Consider the following 16804-nt stretch of genomic DNA (forward strand, 5'->3'; position numbering starts at 1 on the left):
AGGCACTCATCATGGCTGAGCTACCACCTTTTCTGCGCGGGCGTGTCCTCGTCGCAGGAGCCGGCGTCTCTGGCCGCGGGTGCGTGGCGATGCTCGCGCGCCTCGGCGTGGATACCACCGTCGCCGATTCCAATGCCGCTGCCCTAGCGGCCCTGGCGGAAGAGTTCGGCGTAGCGACGGTATCAACCGACGTCCCGGCACCGGGCGACTATGACCTGGTGGTGACCTCGCCGGGATGGCGGCCCGATTCCACCCTCTTAGATTCCTTCCAGGCCACCGGCGTGGAGGTCATCGGCGATGTCGAGCTGGCCTACCGACTCGACCGCGCCGAGGTCTTCGGACCGCAGCGAACCTGGCTCGTTGTCACCGGCACGAACGGCAAGACCACCACCACGGGAATGCTGACCAAAATCATGCAGGCCGATACCGCTCGCACCGGGCTGCGCGCGCAAGCCGTGGGCAATATTGGCGTCTCGCTTTTTGATGCCCTGACCGCCTCCCCGCGGGTCGACATCCTGTGCGCCGAGCTTTCGTCCTTCCAATTGCACTGGTCCAGCGAGCTTCGCCCCGATGTCGGCGTGCTGCTCAACGTGGCCGAAGACCACCTAGATTGGCACGGTTCCTTTGATGCCTATGCGAGCGCCAAAGCCAAGGCCCTGCACGGCACCCGCGCCGTGGTGGGCAAAGACGATGCTGCGGCGGGCCGCTATGCCGCTGGAATCGACGGCGTATACGGCTTTACCGCCGGCGAACCGGCCACTGGTGAGGTAGGGGTGAGCGCCGGGCGCTTGGTCTCCAGGCTGGAAGGCGAGGACGCCTTAGATCTTGCCTCCGCCGAGGGCATCGAGCCGGCGGGCCTTGCGGGTGTCCTCGACGCGGCGGCGGCCGCGAGCGTGGCCCGCTTGGCAGGCGCTAGCCCCGCCGCCATCCAGGAGGGCCTGGCCGCCTATGCGGTGGTCGGCCACCGCGGCGCCGTGGTCCACGAGCACGGCGGGGTGGCCTATATCGATAACTCCAAGGCCACCAACCCGCACGCGGCCGATGCCGCCCTAGAAGGCTTCGATTCGGTGGTCTGGGTCGCCGGCGGCCAGCTCAAGGGCGCGGACGTGGATGAGCTCATCGCCACCCACGCCGCGCGGTTGAAGGCGGCGGTGCTGGTGGGCATCGACAAGAGCATCATCGCCGAAACCCTGGCCCGCCGCGCCCCGCAAACCCCGGTTGAGCTCATCGAGGATACCGACCCGCAGGCGGCAATGAATGCTGCCGTGGGCGCCGCCGCGCAACACGCCGAGCCGGGCGATACCGTCCTCTTGGCGCCGGCTGCGGCATCGTTGGATATGTACACCGGAATGGCCCAACGCGGCGACCTTTTTGCCGCGGCGGCGCGGGATATTGCCCGCGCGCATTAGACCTTTTTCAAAATTAGGAGACTTCATGACGGCCACCTCCCCGCAGCGCCCCCGCGCAAAGAGCACGCGCGAGCGGATTAATGAAGTGCGCGAACAAGCCCGCCAGCATCCCGGCCTGGATTATCTGCTTTTGCGCCTGATTATCTTCTCGCTCATTGGCATCGGCGTGGTCATGGTCTTTTCCTCGTCCATGGCCACGTCGCTGACAGAAGATGGCGGCGTGTGGAACCAGGCGCTGCGCCAAACCGCCATGGTCATCATCGGCTTGGGCGCGTTCTGGCTCGGCCTGAAGGTTTCCCCGCATACGCTGCGTAAATTTATCCCGTGGCTATTGGCCCTTTCCATTCTGCTGCTCATCGCGGTGCTCATCCCCGGCATCGGTACCGGCCGTGAGGAGGTGGGCTCCCAGTCGTGGATCTACATTGGCCCGATTTCCCTGCAGCCTTCCGAGTTGGCGCGCATCACGGTGGGCATGTTTGGCGCCTCGGTGCTCGCGGATAAGGAACACCATTCCCTCAAGCTCTCGGACCCGTTCATGATGTACTCGCTCATCGCGGGCCTCATGTTCCTGCTCATCGTGGGGCAGGGCGACTTGGGCATGGCCTTGTCCTTCGCCCTCGTTGTGGTCTTCACGCTCTTTTTCGCCGGCGTCAACAGGCGGGTGCCCATCATCATCGGCATCCTCTGTGTGCTGGGCCTGGTCGCCGTCTTCCTCATCGGCGGCTTCCGCTCCCACCGTTTCCACACCTATTTCGATGCCCTCTTTGGCAATATCTCCGATACCCAGGGCACGGGTTTCCAGTCTTACCAGGGCTTTCTCTCGCTTGCCGATGGCGGCTTCTGGGGCGTTGGCCTCGGCCAATCCCGCGCCAAGTGGTTCTACCTGCCAGAAGCCAAGAATGACTTCATCTTCGCCATCGTGGGCGAGGAGCTCGGCCTGTGGGGCGGCGCGCTGGTGATCCTCCTCTTCGCCGCTTTGGGATACGTGGGGCTGCGCACCGCCACCCGCGCGCAGAACCAATACCAATCCCTGCTGGCTGCGACGCTGACCATCGGCGTGGTGACCCAGGCGTTTATCAATATCGCCTATGTCGTCGGCTTGCTGCCGGTGACCGGTATTCAGCTGCCGATGATTTCCGCGGGTGGTACGGCCGCGATTATTACGATCGGCTCGATGGGCATCTTGTGCAACGTGGCCCGCCATGAGCCGATGCAGATTTCTGCCATGCAGAACTTCGGGCGCCCGCTATTTGATCGCCTCTTTTTCATCGGCGAGCCGGAGCCGCCGGCGGCGAAGAAGAAATCGCGGGGCCGTCACTCCCAGCCGCAGGGTCCCCGTCCGCGGGTGCGCGACGAGCGCTACGGCCGGCCGGTGACCGGAAGCGGGCGGAGGTATCCGCGCGCCGAGCACCGCCCGAGGCGGTAGGCGCTGGTAGCCTTTAGGCTATGAATTCCACGCCAATTTCCGTCGTCCTTGCAGGTGGCGGCACTGCAGGACATATTGAGCCCGCCCTTGCCGTCGGTGAAGCTTTGCGCGAGCGCTACGGCGCCCGGATTACGGCATTAGGGACCGAAAAGGGGCTGGAAAGCGATATTATTCCCGCCCGCGGCGTGGACCTGCGCCTGATTACCCCCGTGCCGATTCCCCGCAAGGTGAGCACCAACCTGGCCAAGCTCCCCGTCAAGCTTGCGCGGTCCGTCCGCCAGGCGCGCAAGGTCTTAAAGGACGTCGAGGCCGATGTCGTCTTTGGTACCGGTGGTTATGTCTCCGGGCCGGCCTATATCGCTGCAAAGACCTTAGGCATTCCCTTCTATGTCCTCGAGACCAACGCCCTGGCAGGCATGGCCAATAAGCTGGGCGTCAAGCTCGGCGGCATTGGCCTTAATGCCCACGCCAATTCGGGCATGGAGGGCGAGGTCATCGGCATCCCGGTGCGCCCCAGCCTGGCCGCGTCTGCCGCGGATAAGGACGGGAATACCGCCGCGGATGCCCGCACGAAGTGGGACTTGGCGCAGTTGCCCACCATCCTCATTACCGGCGGTTCCCAGGGTGCGGCCAGCATCAATGGCGCCGTGGCGGGCGCAGCAGAGGACCTCACCAAGGACTTCCAGCTGCTGCACGCCTATGGCAAGAAAAACGATCCGCCTAAGCCGCACCCGAACTACGCCGCATTGCCGTACATCGATGACATGGCCGGTGCGCTCGCTGCGGCGGACCTTGTGGTGTGCCGTTCGGGCGCGATGACGGTGGCAGAGGTCTCTGCCGCGGGCCTTCCCGCCATCTACGTCCCGCTGCCACACGGCAATGGCGAGCAAGCGCTGAACTCGCGCGAATTGGTAGAAGCCGGCGCTGCGGTGCAGATTGCCGATGCCGAATTGGGCGCCGATCGCCTCATCGAAGAGGTCCGCGCCATCCTCGATGATCCAGAGCGCCTGAAATCCATGACGCAGGCCGCCGCCCAGTCTAAGGCGGGGGATGCGGCGAATATCATCGCTGACCGCATCGCCACCCGCGTGCAGGACGCAGAACTGCAGGCAGGAAAGAAGGATAAGTAAATGACCGATCCCGCACAGTACGATCTCAGCCGCGTCCACCTCATCGGCATTGGTGGTTCCGGCATGTCGGGTCTTGCCCGCATCCTCGCCGCCCGCGGCGCCGTCGTGACCGGCTCCGATGTGAAGGACTCCACCCCGGTGGAGGTATTGCGCTCGATGGGCGCCAAGGTAGCCATCGGCCACGCTGCGGACAACCTCAAGCTTTCTGGCGAGCTGCCCACCACCGTCGTTACCTCCTTCGCGGCGATTCCGCAGGATAACCCGGAGCTCGTCGCAGCGCGGGGTAATAATATCCCGCTCATTCGCCGCTCGGATCTGCTCGCCGCACTGATGGAGGGCCACACCCAGGTGCTATTGGCCGGCACGCACGGCAAGACCTCGACAACCTCGATGGCCGTCAGCGCCATGCAGCACGCGGGCCTGGATCCCTCATTTGCCATCGGCGGCCAGCTCAACCGCGCCGGCACCAACGCGCACGGCGGCACCGGCGAGGCCTTCGTTGCCGAGGCCGATGAGTCCGATGCCTCGCTCTTGCGCTATAGCCCCGATATCGCCGTCATCACCAACGCGGAGCCGGACCACCTCGATTACTTCCACTCCGCGGACGCCTACTTCAAGGTCTTTGCGGACTTCGCGGACCTGGTCACCCCGGATACCGGTTACCTCGTCGTCTGCGCGGAGGACGAGCATGCCGCCGAGATAGGTGAGCAGGCACTTAGCCGCGGCATCAACGTCATCGGCTATGGCGGCGCGGAAAAGGCCCGCACCACCTCCGTTCCGCTTGCCGCGACGCTGACCGCGGAGGAGACCACCGCCGCCGGCATGGCGTGCACCGTGCAGCTTTCCCTGCCCGGCGTGGAGCAATCCGTGAGCTACCAGCTGCAGATCCCCGGCCACCACATGGTGCTCAACTCCATGGCGGCGCTGATCGCCGGCGTGCTATCCGGTGGCGAGCCCAGCACCATCGCGGAGGGGCTTGCGGATTTCAGCGGCGTGCGCCGCCGCTTTGAATACCGGGGCAGCGTGGATTGGCAGGGCGGCAGCGTCCGCGTCTTTGACGATTATGCCCACCATCCCACCGAGGTCGCCGCGGTGCTGCGGGCCGCGCGCGCCAAGGTCGCGGCCGAGGGCAATGGCGGGCGCGTCATCGCCTGCTTCCAGCCTCACCTGTACTCGCGCACCATGGAATTCGACGCTGAGTTTGCCCAGGCGCTTGCGCTTGCCGATGCCGCCGTTGTACTCGACATCTACGGCGCCCGCGAGCAACCCGTGGAAGGCATTACCTCGCGCATTATCACCAATAAGATGCCAGAAGAGATGGAGGTTATCTTCGAGCCAGACTTTTCCGCCGCAGCCAAGGACGTGGTCTCCATCGCGCAGCCGGGCGATATCATCTTGACTATTGGCGCCGGTTCCATCACCCTCGTGGCCGCGGAAATCCTCGATGAATTGCGAGCCCACTAGTGCGGGTGTCGAAGAAACTCATTTTCGGCATCATCGGCGGCCTGCTCGCCCTCGTGCTGGTGGTGGGCGCCGCGGTATGGGCACTGCCCATCTTCAAGGTGAAAAACTTTGAGGTGGAGGGCGTGCACCAGCTCGATGCCGCCCAGGTACAGGAGGCCGCGGGCGTGCCCGAGGGCGAAAACCTCTTGCGGGTGGACGCGCACGAGGCCGCCAGTGGCGTTGCGAGCCTGGACTGGGCGGATTCGGTGACGGTCTCGCGCGATCTGCCCTCGACCTTGACCATTTCCGTGCAGGAACATAAACCCGTCGCCTTCGTGAAGCGAGACGACACCACCTACCTCATCGATGACAAGGGCGAGGAATTTACTTCCGCAGAGCCGCCTGAAGGTGCGGTAGAACTTACCGGGGACATCGACAGTGGCTCCTCCGAGGCCCAAGACGCGGTGGCTGCCATTGCCGCACTGTCTGATGACGTGCGCCACCAAGTCGCCACCCTCGAGGTCACCGATTCCTACTCCTTGCAGTTCACTACCAAGGATGATCGCCGCATTTTCTGGGGTGCGAGCGATAAAAATAACGATGATAAGGCCCGCGCCTTCGCCACCGTGCTGAAGATGGAGGGCCGAGAATGGAATATTTCTAACCCCGAATTGGTCACTACCCGCGGATAGGGTAGATACCTCGGTGGAGGCCTCGATAGACCCGAAAGTTTCCCTGCCGCGCCGCGCCCGAAGCGTATGCGCTGCAGGGTCTTTTATTTTCTCTTTTAGGTGGTGTCAATGGTGCGGAAGTGGCGGACAAAACCGCAGGCCAGCAACCCTAAAGTGGTACTTGAGAGTCCCGACACGCGTAAAATGAGCATGAAAATTACAGGTGTGTCGTTAAAGATGGAGGGGAACGCGATTCACGCTCGTGAAGCGCATACAATCCTCGTTTAATGCACGTGCAGACTTAAAGTAGCGAAAGGTGAGACCTGCTCACATGATCTCTTCCAACAACAATCTCGCGGATATCAAGGTCGTCGGCGTCGGCGGCGGCGGCGTCAACGCCGTGAACCGCATGATCGAAGAAGGCTTAAAGGGCGTCCAATTCGTCGCCATCAACACCGACTCCCAGGCGCTGATTTTCTCTGATGCCGATACCAAGCTCGACATCGGCCGCGAGGCCACCCGCGGGTTGGGCGCAGGCGCTAACCCTGAGGTGGGCAAGACCTCCGCGGAAGACCACAAGTCCGAAATCGAGGACGCCCTGCAGGGCTCCGATATGGTCTTCGTTACCGCCGGCGAGGGCGGCGGCACCGGTACGGGTGCCGCACCTGTAGTCGCTTCCATCGCGAAGAAGATGGGTGCGCTGACCGTGGGCGTTGTCACCCGCCCCTTCAAGTTCGAGGGTGCGCGGCGTACCCGCCAGGCCATGGCCGGCATCGAGGAGCTGCGCGAGGTCTGCGATACCCTCATCGTTATTCCGAATGACCGCCTGATGCAGCTCGGTGGGGAAGAGCTTTCCATCGTGGAAGCCTTCCGCGCGGCCGATGAGGTTCTGCACAATGGTGTCCAGGGTATTACCAACCTGATCACCATCCCGGGCATGATCAACGTCGACTTTGCTGACGTTCGCTCCGTCATGTCTGATGCCGGCTCCGCGCTGATGGGCATCGGCTCCGCACGGGGCGATAACCGCGCCATGACCGCCGCCGAGCAGGCCATCAACTCGCCGCTATTGGAATCCACGATGGAAGGCGCCAAGGGCGTGCTCCTGTCCATCGCCGGCGGCTCCGACCTGGGCCTGCACGAGGTTAACTCCGCGGCCTCCATGGTCGAAGAGCGCGCCGATGAAGACGTCAACCTCATCTTCGGCACCATCATCGATGACACCTTGGGCGATGAAATCCGCATCACTATCATCGCTACCGGTTTCGACGCCGAGGCCAATGCCGCCCAGGCCGCATCCGCCCAGCGCGCCCCCGAGCAGCGCAAGCCCGGCTCGCTCTTTGATAACCGCGACCGCGAGTCCGGCAACTCCGCCACCCCGGCACCTGCCCAGCCCGCTGCCGATGCCTACGCACCGCGCCACTCCTATGAGCCGCGCGCCGGCCAGGGTGGCGTGGAGGACCGCCGCGCTGATGAGCGCCGCGTAGACGATCGCCGGTACGACGACCGCCGCGTGGAAGAACGCCGCCCCGAGGAGCGCCGCAGCGAGTCCACCGGCCTGTTTACCAACTCCGATCGCTTCCGCGAGGAGCGCCGCGAAGACTACCGCCTGTCCCGGCCAAGCCAGCGCCGCGATGATGATGGCGATGATGATCTCGATGTGCCGTCCTTCATGCGTTAAGCGCAAACCGCTACGCTGGTGTGCATGCCAGTAAACGAGGAACATCGCACCAGCCGCCCCGTCCGCATGGTTTTTACTAGCCGTGCAGGCGGGGCGTCTGCATATCCCTATGAGTCTTTCAATCTTGGCGGCCACGTCGGCGACGAGCCAGCCAACGTCGCGGCCAACCGCGAGCGCCTCTTGCGCGTTACCGGGCTCGAGAACATCGTATGGATGGAACAGCTCCACACCAATACGGTCACCGTCATCGACGGCCCGCACGAGTCACCGGTTCCAGCCACGGATGCGGTGGTGACCATGCAACGCCGGCTTGGCCTTGGCGTCCTCGTCGCCGATTGCACTCCCGTGCTGCTTGTCGATGTCCCCGCCGGCGTCATCGCCGCCGCCCACGCCGGCCGGCTCGGTGCCCGCAACGGCATCGTGGTCAATACCGTGCGCGAGATGCAGAAACTTGGCGCTCAGCCGGAGCGAATCCAGGTGGTCATGGGACCCGCCGCATCCGGGAAAAACTACGAGGTGCCAGAAGAAATGGCCAACGATGTCGAACGGCGCCTTCCCGGCTCGAAGTGTAGGACCGCGAAAGGGACGTGGGGCATCGACGTGCGCGCTGGGCTTATCCGCCAATTGATGGGCCTGGGCATTACCAATATCGATTCGGATCCGCGCTGCACCATTGAGGACACGGATTTCTTTTCTTATCGCCGCGAAGGAACCACCGGCCGCCAGGCCGGTGTGATTTGGTTGGAGGCTAATCATGAGTAACCGGAAACAAGAACTGGCAGATAATCTTGCCGCAACGAAGGAACACATCAGCGCCATTGCCGCCGAGCACGACCGCCCATTACCGCAGCTATTGGTCGTGACCAAGTTCCACCCCGCAGAGGATATCGCCCTTCTAGCGGAGCTCGGGGTGGAAGATGTAGCGGAAAACCGCGAGCAAGAAGCCCGGGCAAAGGCGCAGGAGCTAGACCAGCTGCGTTTTCACATGATTGGCCAGATTCAAACCAAGAAGGCCAACCACGTCGCGCGGTGGGCTACTAGTGTGCATTCGGTGGATTCGGTGAAGCTGGCCAACGCGCTGGACCGCGGCGTGAGCCTGGCAAAAGAACGCGGCCAGCGAGAGAACAACCTCCCAATATTCATTCAGGTTTCTGCCGATGGCGATACCTCCCGCGGTGGAGTAGTCCGCGAGGAACTGGATGAGGTCATCGAGGCCGTCGAGGCGGCGGAGCACCTAGAATTCGCCGGGCTCATGGTGGTTCCTCCCCTCGATGCCGATGCGCAGGAGGTATTTTCTACGGTGCGCGCAGACGTGGATCGCTTGTCCGAGCGCCTTGGCCGGCAGCTCAAACTATCGGCTGGGATGAGCGCGGATATGGATGCGGCGATTGCCGCGGGGACGGATATTGTGCGTGTCGGAACCAGCATCATGGGAAAGCGCCCAGTAGGTTAAAAATATCGCAAAAGCGCATTTCACAGCGTAAATCACATGAGTCACATCATTCACATTTGCGCGCTTGAACTTGAACAAATTTAGGTCAGAGGGAGACCCAAAAATGTCATTCATTGATAGGACGAAGAATTTCTTCGGGCTTGGTCCGATGGATTTCGAAGAAGACGACGCCTACTACAACGACGAGCCGCGCTACGCGGGCAACGGAGCTGCCACTTCTGCGGCCTACGCCCCGCGCCGCGCCCTGCAGGCTTACGAGCCGGCCCCAGCGCCAGCGCCCGTCGAGGAGAAGTTCGTTCCGACTATCGTGGCAATCTCCCTGACCTCGTTCAACGATGCCGCCAAGGTGGGCGAGCCCTTCCGCGATGGCGATGCAGTGGTCTTTGAGCTTACCGATGCCGAGCGCGGCACCGCCAAGCGCTTCATCGACTTCGCCGCAGGCCTCTGCTTCGGCCTGGAAGGCCGCATGCTCAACCTGTCGAAGGGCATGGACACCCAGCGCAAGGTATTCGCCGTCGTGCCTAAGTCCGCTGATATTGCCAAGCCTGAACTAGAGCGCGCCGCCGGTCTGCGCTAGGTTCGCGGGCTAGGTAAAACGACGCACATCCCATTAACCCCCGTACGGTGCGCAATGCGCACGTGCGGGGGACTATTCGATAGGCTGAGTAATCGTGACTGAAATTGGAATTATTCTCATCTTCTTGGTGAGGGTTTATACATGGGTATTGATCGCCCGGATTATTATTGAGATGATTCAATCTTTCTCGCGGCAATTCAACCCGCCGCGCTGGTTTATGATCATCGCTGAGCCCCTTTTCGCCATCACGGATCCGCCGGTCAAGGCGCTGCGCCGGGTCATTCCTCCGCTGCAGATGGGTGGAATCGCGCTAGATGTTTCCGTCTTAGTGCTGTTTTTCATCCTGTCGTTCCTGACGCTTTTCCTGCAGGTAATTTTCTTGTAGGACGACCCCGCATCACCCCGTAACCTGTGGTAGACATTGAGAGTCAGCGTTACGTCCATTATTGTGGACTTTCGGTTACAATAAAATGCGATAATCCGTATCATGAACCACATATAACTTTGTGGGGAAGGTTTAGATAAACTGGAACCGCAGCTCCTAAGGCCCTGGAACCTCCGGGGTTCTATCAACTCGAAGGGGAAGACAAGTCATGCCACTGTCACCAGCTGATGTACACAACGTCGCGTTCAGCAAGCCGCCGATTGGCAAGCGTGGCTACAACGAGGATGAGGTAGATCAGTTCCTCGACCTCGTTGAGGACGCCCTTGCCCAACTGCAGGATGAGAACGAAGACCTGCAGGCGCAGGTGAGCGATCTTAGCTCAGGCGCCAAGGCCGGCGGAGCAGGGGCTGGTGCCGCAGCCGCCGCAACCTCTGGTGCAGATGAAGAAGCTCTGCGCAAGGAGATTGAGGCCAAGCTGCGTGCTGAGTATGAAACCAAGTTGGCAGATTCCAAGTCCGAGGTCTCTCGCGCTAAGGAAGAAACCAAGAAGGCCCAGGAGCAGGTAAAGGCCGCCCAGGCCGAGGCCGCAAAGGTCAAGGAAAGCGGTGCCGATGCCACCGCAGCGGGTGCTACCGCCGCCGCTAATACTGCCGAGCTTAAGGCTGCTCGCGACGAGGCAGCAAAGGCCAAGAAGGAAGCCGAGGAGGCTCGCGCAGAGGCCAAGCAGGCCAAGGAGAAGCTGGAGTCTTCCCAGCGCGAGAACGAGAACCTGAAGAAGTCCGCTTCCGCCGCTGGTTCCTCCAACTCGGCCGCCTCCAGCGCCGCAGCGGCCGCCGCAGGTGCTGGTGTAGCACAGGGCGCAGATGGCTTGGCTACCCCGGATACGCACATGCAGGCAGCCCGCGTGCTGGGCTTGGCCCAGGAGATGGCGGACCGCCTGACCTCTGAGGCACGCGCAGAGTCTGAATCCATGCTGACCGAGGCCCGCACCGCCGCCGAGAAGCAGCTTTCCGATGCCGACTCTCGTTCCAAGGCACAGCTTGCCGAGGCGCAGAAGAAGTACGACGCTCAGGTGCAGGATGCAGAAGCCCGCTCCAAGAAGCTGGTTTCTGAGGCAGAGTCCAAGGCTCAGCAGACCGAGTCCGATGCTTCCTCTCGCGCCGAGGCCCAGATTCGTCAGGCAGAGGAGAAGGCCGCATCGCTGCAGGCCGATGCCGAGAAGAAGCACACCGAGGTCATGAATACGGTCAAGCAGCAGCAGACCGCCCTGGAGGCGCGCATCTCCGAGCTGCGCACTTTCGAGCGCGAGTACCGCACCCGCTTGAAGACCCTCCTCGAGTCCCAGCTGGAAGAGCTCGAGACCCGCGGAACCGCCGCACCAAACGGCGATGCCGGCAAGAACTAAGTAGCCGGTTGGCAGTAACTAAGCCAAAATAGTTACCCGTAGCGCCCACGCCTCTAGGGAGTGGGCGCTATTGTGGTTTTATCCACCTCGCTATGATTGTTCCCATAGCTACTTTTACCCCCTCTGAGAGGAACTGACATGCTCGTTGCTGCCCTCGTCCTTGCCCTTGTGGCTTTCGTGGCTTTGGTGATGTATGTCTTAAACACCGCCGATTGGGCGTTGTACCTCGTCTTTATCGCAGCGGGCTCCGGCATCGTGTTGTTTATTATCGATTGGGCGCGCAAGTACCGTGCGGATAATAACGCCCTTGAAGAAGACCTGTCCCAAGGCTGGAAACAGAACTAGGCCCAGAGCCGTCCAGGATCGCTCAGCCTTGATCCGGCTGGGTCAGGCTGGGGTAGATTCGGCCATGTTCCGTCAGAAGTATTAGCTCCCGCCATTGCGGCATGCCAAAGTAGGCGCACGGCGGCGCCTCGTCTAGCCGGTGGGGTCCAACGCCAGTGCCAGCCGCACTAACCGCACCACCCCAACTGCCCGCACCGCCCGCAATCATTCGCACCATCTGCGGTTTACCGGATCGCGGTTTCCTAGGATCCCTCGGAACCCGCGTCCGGTTCCTGAATCCCGTTCCTGCGGCGGTCCCCTCCGAGGACCCGCCACGAACCCCCGTATAAGATCTAACTAATCTGGGGGCTCCCACCTGATCGTCCCATTCCGGCGAACGAGGTGCCCGCGCAGTGGCGGGGCATTGGGGTCATCGTCGTTGACCCCGTTGTGGTAGGCGCAGGCTGTGGATAAGTTACCTATGTTGGTCAACCCACCGTGCAACCACGGCTCCAAATGATGAATCTGACATTCGTCTGCGGGCTTGTTGCACCGCGGCCATGGGCAGATTGGGTTTTCTGCAGTGGCCATCAGGCGTTGTTTCGCATTGGCAAAGCGCTCCGTGCGGTACAGGTTGACCGCTCCCTCATAGGGACTAATAAGCGTAATCAGCCCGCGTTCCTTAAGCGCGCGCTCGAGGTACTCGGCGCCGGTAAGCGTAGCGCCATTGGTCATTTGGAGCTGGATTTCCTCGCCATCGCCGTTGATGATGCGCACGTAGTCATCCAGGTTGACCAGGACATTGGTCATCACCGTGGTCTTTTCGGCGGAGCCGCCGCCGAAAAAGGTCTGTTCCACTGCCTCGAGCGGCTCCTTGCCGCTCTCTTTTAGCGCGGCATGAAGATCCGCAATAAGCGAGGAACGCGCATCGATGGCCAGGGTCCACGGCGCATTCTTGCGGCGAATGATGCGCACCCCAGGCTTAACCTTCTTCTTTTTCGCAGGTAGCTTGGATTTTGCCAGTTTTTCTAGATCCGCCGTGCCGGCGTTGGTGGTGCAGAGCTGCTCGCGGAGGAGCCAGGCATCGAAAAGCGTGGGCATCTTGCGGGCATACTTTTCGATGATGGACAACGCCACGATGGAATGACCATTGCGCCGGGCACCGTCCATGGCTCGCCGGCGTCGGCCGGTGAATTTGGTGTTTCCGCAATAAGCCTCTTTGAGCAGGATAAGCTCCCGCGCCGTGTGCTCCGGCGCACCATGCGCCCGCAGATCGTCCTCAGACAGGCCAGCGCACCCGGCGACGATATCCATCCCCGGGGCCATAGCTGCTAAGTAATTCTCGAGCGCGGTCATGCTTCATAATCTATGGCCGCGTGCAACCACGTACAACAGGAAAATTTCTACCTGTGGATAACTTTTGTGCACAGCGTTCTTGTGGCGCTATACTGGCGGGCACATGCGATGATCCGGCCATCACCGGGGGAGCAATTCAGAAGAACGGCCATAAGGCTCAGTAGAACTGAACGGGTGGGACCGTTATCTCCTTCACCGAAACGAAGCGGAGCTTTTAGCTCAAGCAGGGTGGTACCGCGAGCCATTGGCCCGTCCCTGCATCAAGTTACAGCGTGAAGGAAGATAATGGTGAAAAAGATTTACCCCAAGGTCGATATGACCGGCGGCTCGAGCCGTTTCCCGGATATGGAAGAAGAAGTCCAGAAGTACTGGAAGCAGGACGATACGTTCCAGGCTTCTTTGGAAAAGACCAAGGACTGCCCCGAATACATCTTTTATGATGGCCCTCCCTTTGCCAACGGCCTACCGCACTACGGCCACCTGCTGACCGGTTACGTCAAGGACATCGTGCCGCGCTACCGCACGATGGCCGGAAATTACGTCCCCCGCGTCTTCGGCTGGGACACCCACGGCCTGCCGGCGGAGTTGGAAGCGGAAAAGCAGCTGGGAATCACCGATAAAGCCCAGATCGAGGACATGGGCCTGGACAAGTTCAACGAGTACTGCGCTAAGTCGGTGCTGGAATACACCGATGAGTGGGAAGATTACGTCAACCGCCAGGCGCGTTGGGTGGACTTTGATAATGGCTACAAGACCATGGATATCAACTTCATGGAATCGGTCATGTGGGCCTTCAAGGAGCTCTATGACAAGGGCCTAATCTACAAGGGCTTCCGCGTGCTGCCGTATTCCTGGGCGGAGCATACCTCCTTGTCCAACCAGGAAACGCGCTTGGATGATTCCTATAAGATGCGCCAGGATCCCACCTTGACGGTGACCTTCCCGGTCGCGGGCGCTCGCGAGGGCACCGCGGCGGAGAAGACGCTGGCGGATTACCCCGCGCTTGCCGATGCCTCCTTCCTCGCCTGGACCACTACCCCCTGGACCTTGCCGTCCAATGAGGCACTGGCGGTGCACCCGGAGGTCTCCTATGCACTGTTTAAGGCCACCGACGGCGAATTCGCCGGCCGCACGTTCATCATGGCCGAAAACCTCCTGGGCACCCTGGAAAAGGAGCTGGGTGAGGCGGAGGTGCTGGGCACCTTCACCGGCGCGCAGCTCGAGGGCTTTAAGTACGAACCGATCTTCGGCTTCTTCCCAGACCTGCGCAACGCATACCAGGTGCTCCTCGCGGACTACGTGACCACTGAAGACGGTACGGGTGTTGTCCACCAGGCGCCGGCCTTTGGTGAAGACGATATGAATACCACCAACGAGTACGACATCGAGCTGGTGGTCCCGGTGAATGAGGACGGCAAGTTCACCTCCCAGGTCCCGCCATACGAGGGCCAGCTGGTCTTCGACGCAAACAAGTCCATCATCAAGGACCTCAAGGCCGCTGGGCGAGTGGTGCGCCACGTCACCATCGAGCACTCCTACCCGCACTCTTGGCGCTCGGGCGAGCCGCTTATCTACATGGCGCTGCCCGCATGGTTTGTGAAGGTCACCGAATTCCGCGACCGCATGGTGGAGCTTAATCACAACGAGATCGAGTGGCTGCCGGAGCACATCCGCGATGGCCAATTTGGCAAGTGGCTGGAAGGCGCGCGCGACTGGAATATCTCCCGCACCCGCTACTGGGGCGCGCCCATCCCGGTGTGGATGTCCGATAATGACGAGTACCCGCGCATGGATGTCTACGGCTCATTGGACGAGTTGGAGCGCGATTTCGGCACTCGCCCGGAATCGCTGCACCGCCCGCACATCGATGAGCTGATCCGCCCCAACCCAGACGATCCTACGGGTAAGTCCACGATGCGCCGCGTACCGGACGTGCTGGATTGCTGGTTCGAGTCGGGCTCCATGCCGTTTGCGCAAAAGCACTACCCGTTTGAGAATAAAGAGTGGTTTGAAACCCACTCGCCGGCGGACTTCATCGTGGAGTACTCCGGGCAAACCCGCGGCTGGTTCTACCTGCTGCACGTGCTGTCCACCGCGCTCTTTGACCGCCCGGCGTTCAAGAAAGTCGTGGCCCACGGCATTGTCTTGGGCAATGACGGGCTCAAGATGTCCAAGTCCAAGGGCAACTACCCGGACGTCAACGAGGTCTTTGACCGCGATGGTTCCGATGCCATGCGTTGGTTCCTGATGTCCTCGCCCATCCTGCGCGGCGGCAACCTTATCGTTACCGAGCAGGGCATCCGCGAGGGCGTGCGCCAGGCGCTGCTTCCCATCTGGAATGCGTATACCTTCCTGCAGCTCTACGCCGAGCAGGAAGCGAAGTTCGATACGAGCTCCACACACGTGCTCGACCGCTACATCCTGGCCAAGACCCACGACCTTGTGGCCAACGTCGATGCCGCGCTGGCGGGGACCGATATCGCCACCGCCACCGAAGAGGTCCGCCTTTTCGCCGACGTGCTGACCAACTGGTACGTCCGCCGCTCCCGCGATCGCTTCTGGGGTGGCGAGGATGCCAACCCGGAGGCCTTCAATACCCTCTACACCGTGCTGGAGACCACCACGCGCGTGGTTGCCCCGCTGCTGCCGCACGTCGCCGAGGTCATCTACCGCGGCCTGACCGGTGAGCGCTCCGTCCACCTGGCGGATTTTCCCAAGGCCGAGGACTACCCCGCGGATGCGGACCTGGTTTCTGCCATGGACGCTACCCGCGCGGTGGCATCGGCTGCGTCTTCGGTGCGCAAGGCTAATAAGCTGCGCAACCGCCTGCCGCTGCCGAAGCTCACCGTTGCTTTCGCGGGCTCGCAGAGCCTGGCGGACTTCGCGGACATCATCCGCGATGAGGTCAATGTCAAAGAGGTTGAGCTTACTGATGATGTCGATTCCGTCGGCACCTTCCAGGTGGTTTGCAACGCCAAGGTTGCTGGCCCGCGCTTGGGCAAAGATGTCCAGCGCGCCATCAAGAACCTCAAGGCGGGCAACTACGAGCGCCGCGGCGATGAGGTCGTGGTTGACGGGGACATCGTCTTGAGCCCCGAGGAATACACCGAGCGTTTGCAGGCTGCGAACCCGGATTCCACGGCCCGCATCGAGGGCTTGGATGGCCTCGTCGTTCTGGATACCGAGGTCACCGAAGAACTCGAGGCCGAAGGCTGGGCCGCCGACGTCATCCGTGGCCTGCAGGATGCCCGCAAGAACTCCGGCTTCGACGTATCTGACCGCATCTCCGTGGTCCTTTCCGTTGCCGAAGATAAGAAGGAGTGGGCGCAGCGTCACGCTGACACCATCGCAGGCGAGGTGCTGGCTACGGAGTTCTCCGTGGTCACCGAACCGCTTGCGGGTGCCCACGATATCCTCACCGGAGTCACCGCTACCGTAGCGAAGAACTAAGAGCGCACAGCGCGTGCTCTAAACGGCCCGGCCGGATGCTTTCTACAGCGTTCGGCCGGGCCGCTTTGTGCACTTGCGAATCAGTGCGTCCAAT

The 16804-nt window shown here is 61.8% G+C and carries 14 protein-coding genes; 13 read left to right on the top strand and 1 reads right to left on the bottom strand.

Going from position 1 to position 16804, the window contains the following annotated elements:
* Positions 1-11 precede the first annotated feature (11 nt).
* The 12 genes from murD (at position 12) to ACP8KU_RS03810 (ending at position 11925) form a co-directional block, all read left to right on the top strand.
* Positions 12-1409 carry a UDP-N-acetylmuramoyl-L-alanine--D-glutamate ligase gene (gene murD / locus ACP8KU_RS03755; RefSeq protein WP_484483995.1) on the top strand — a complete coding sequence of 466 codons (1398 nt, stop codon included), beginning with the start codon at positions 12-14 and terminating at the stop codon, positions 1407-1409.
* Between the two features lie 25 nt (positions 1410-1434).
* Positions 1435-2835, top strand: a complete 1401-nt coding sequence (locus tag ACP8KU_RS03760; RefSeq protein WP_484483996.1) for an FtsW/RodA/SpoVE family cell cycle protein — start codon at positions 1435-1437, stop codon at positions 2833-2835.
* A gap of 20 nt (positions 2836-2855) precedes the next feature.
* The gene (gene murG / locus ACP8KU_RS03765; RefSeq protein ID WP_005278426.1) at positions 2856-3965 is read left to right on the top strand and encodes an undecaprenyldiphospho-muramoylpentapeptide beta-N-acetylglucosaminyltransferase; all 1110 of its coding nucleotides are present in this window, start codon (positions 2856-2858) and stop codon (positions 3963-3965) included.
* Positions 3966-5429 (top strand): UDP-N-acetylmuramate--L-alanine ligase, encoded by a 1464-nt coding sequence (gene murC / locus ACP8KU_RS03770; protein ID WP_005278427.1) that lies wholly within the window; start codon positions 3966-3968, stop codon positions 5427-5429. It begins immediately after the preceding gene.
* Positions 5429-6100, top strand: coding sequence for a cell division protein FtsQ/DivIB (locus ACP8KU_RS03775; protein ID WP_005278429.1), 672 nt, complete (start codon positions 5429-5431; stop codon positions 6098-6100). The genes murC and ACP8KU_RS03775 overlap by 1 nt, the downstream gene beginning before the upstream one ends.
* A 310-nt stretch (positions 6101-6410) precedes the next feature.
* Positions 6411-7760, top strand: coding sequence for a cell division protein FtsZ (ftsZ, locus tag ACP8KU_RS03780; protein WP_484483997.1), 1350 nt, complete (start codon positions 6411-6413; stop codon positions 7758-7760).
* A 24-nt stretch (positions 7761-7784) separates the two neighbouring features.
* Complete coding sequence (gene pgeF, locus ACP8KU_RS03785) at positions 7785-8522, top strand: peptidoglycan editing factor PgeF (RefSeq protein WP_284643052.1); 738 nt, start codon at positions 7785-7787, stop codon at positions 8520-8522.
* Complete coding sequence (locus ACP8KU_RS03790; RefSeq protein ID WP_484483998.1) at positions 8515-9213, top strand: YggS family pyridoxal phosphate-dependent enzyme; 699 nt, start codon at positions 8515-8517, stop codon at positions 9211-9213. Before pgeF ends, ACP8KU_RS03790 begins: the two co-directional genes overlap by 8 nt.
* 103 nt (positions 9214-9316) lie before the next feature.
* Complete coding sequence (locus tag ACP8KU_RS03795) at positions 9317-9790, top strand: cell division protein SepF (RefSeq protein ID WP_005278442.1); 474 nt, start codon at positions 9317-9319, stop codon at positions 9788-9790.
* A 94-nt stretch (positions 9791-9884) separates the two neighbouring features.
* Positions 9885-10175, top strand: a complete 291-nt coding sequence (locus ACP8KU_RS03800; RefSeq protein WP_005278444.1) for a YggT family protein — start codon at positions 9885-9887, stop codon at positions 10173-10175.
* A 208-nt stretch (positions 10176-10383) separates the two neighbouring features.
* Positions 10384-11580 (top strand): DivIVA domain-containing protein, encoded by a 1197-nt coding sequence (locus ACP8KU_RS03805; RefSeq protein WP_005278446.1) that lies wholly within the window; start codon positions 10384-10386, stop codon positions 11578-11580.
* Between the two features lie 138 nt (positions 11581-11718).
* A complete protein-coding gene (locus ACP8KU_RS03810; protein WP_005278448.1) occupies positions 11719-11925 on the top strand; it encodes a hypothetical protein in 207 nt (68 codons plus the stop codon).
* Positions 11926-12261: 336 nt separating this feature from the next.
* Here ACP8KU_RS03810 and ACP8KU_RS03815 read toward each other — a convergent pair whose 3' ends face one another.
* Positions 12262-13260 carry an HNH endonuclease signature motif containing protein gene (locus ACP8KU_RS03815; protein ID WP_284901995.1) on the bottom strand — a complete coding sequence of 333 codons (999 nt, stop codon included), beginning with the start codon at positions 13258-13260 and terminating at the stop codon, positions 12262-12264.
* 285 nt (positions 13261-13545) lie between these two features.
* On the opposite strand from ACP8KU_RS03815, the gene ileS reads away from it, so the two are divergent.
* Positions 13546-16710: an isoleucine--tRNA ligase gene (ileS, locus tag ACP8KU_RS03820; protein ID WP_484483999.1), complete on the top strand. Its 3165-nt coding sequence runs from the start codon at positions 13546-13548 to the stop codon at positions 16708-16710.
* Positions 16711-16804: the final 94 nt, after the last annotated feature.

The organism is Corynebacterium sp. LaCa_282 (genome assembly GCF_057198125.1).

What these genes read in the sequence shown, in the direction of transcription:
- murD (WP_484483995.1), top strand. Translation starts at nt 12, where the DNA reads ATGGCTGAGCTACCACCTTTTCTGCGCGGGCGTGTCCTCGTCGCAGGA.
- ACP8KU_RS03795 (WP_005278442.1), top strand. Translation starts at nt 9,317, where the DNA reads ATGTCATTCATTGATAGGACGAAGAATTTCTTCGGGCTTGGTCCGATG.
- murG (WP_005278426.1), top strand. Translation starts at nt 2,856, where the DNA reads ATGAATTCCACGCCAATTTCCGTCGTCCTTGCAGGTGGCGGCACTGCA.
- ACP8KU_RS03815 (WP_284901995.1), bottom strand. Translation starts at nt 13,260, where the DNA reads ATGACCGCGCTCGAGAATTACTTAGCAGCTATGGCCCCGGGGATGGAT.
- ACP8KU_RS03760 (WP_484483996.1), top strand. Translation starts at nt 1,435, where the DNA reads ATGACGGCCACCTCCCCGCAGCGCCCCCGCGCAAAGAGCACGCGCGAG.
- ACP8KU_RS03810 (WP_005278448.1), top strand. Translation starts at nt 11,719, where the DNA reads ATGCTCGTTGCTGCCCTCGTCCTTGCCCTTGTGGCTTTCGTGGCTTTG.
- murC (WP_005278427.1), top strand. Translation starts at nt 3,966, where the DNA reads ATGACCGATCCCGCACAGTACGATCTCAGCCGCGTCCACCTCATCGGC.
- ileS (WP_484483999.1), top strand. Translation starts at nt 13,546, where the DNA reads ATGGTGAAAAAGATTTACCCCAAGGTCGATATGACCGGCGGCTCGAGC.
- ACP8KU_RS03805 (WP_005278446.1), top strand. Translation starts at nt 10,384, where the DNA reads ATGCCACTGTCACCAGCTGATGTACACAACGTCGCGTTCAGCAAGCCG.
- pgeF (WP_284643052.1), top strand. Translation starts at nt 7,785, where the DNA reads ATGCCAGTAAACGAGGAACATCGCACCAGCCGCCCCGTCCGCATGGTT.
- ACP8KU_RS03790 (WP_484483998.1), top strand. Translation starts at nt 8,515, where the DNA reads ATGAGTAACCGGAAACAAGAACTGGCAGATAATCTTGCCGCAACGAAG.
- ftsZ (WP_484483997.1), top strand. Translation starts at nt 6,411, where the DNA reads ATGATCTCTTCCAACAACAATCTCGCGGATATCAAGGTCGTCGGCGTC.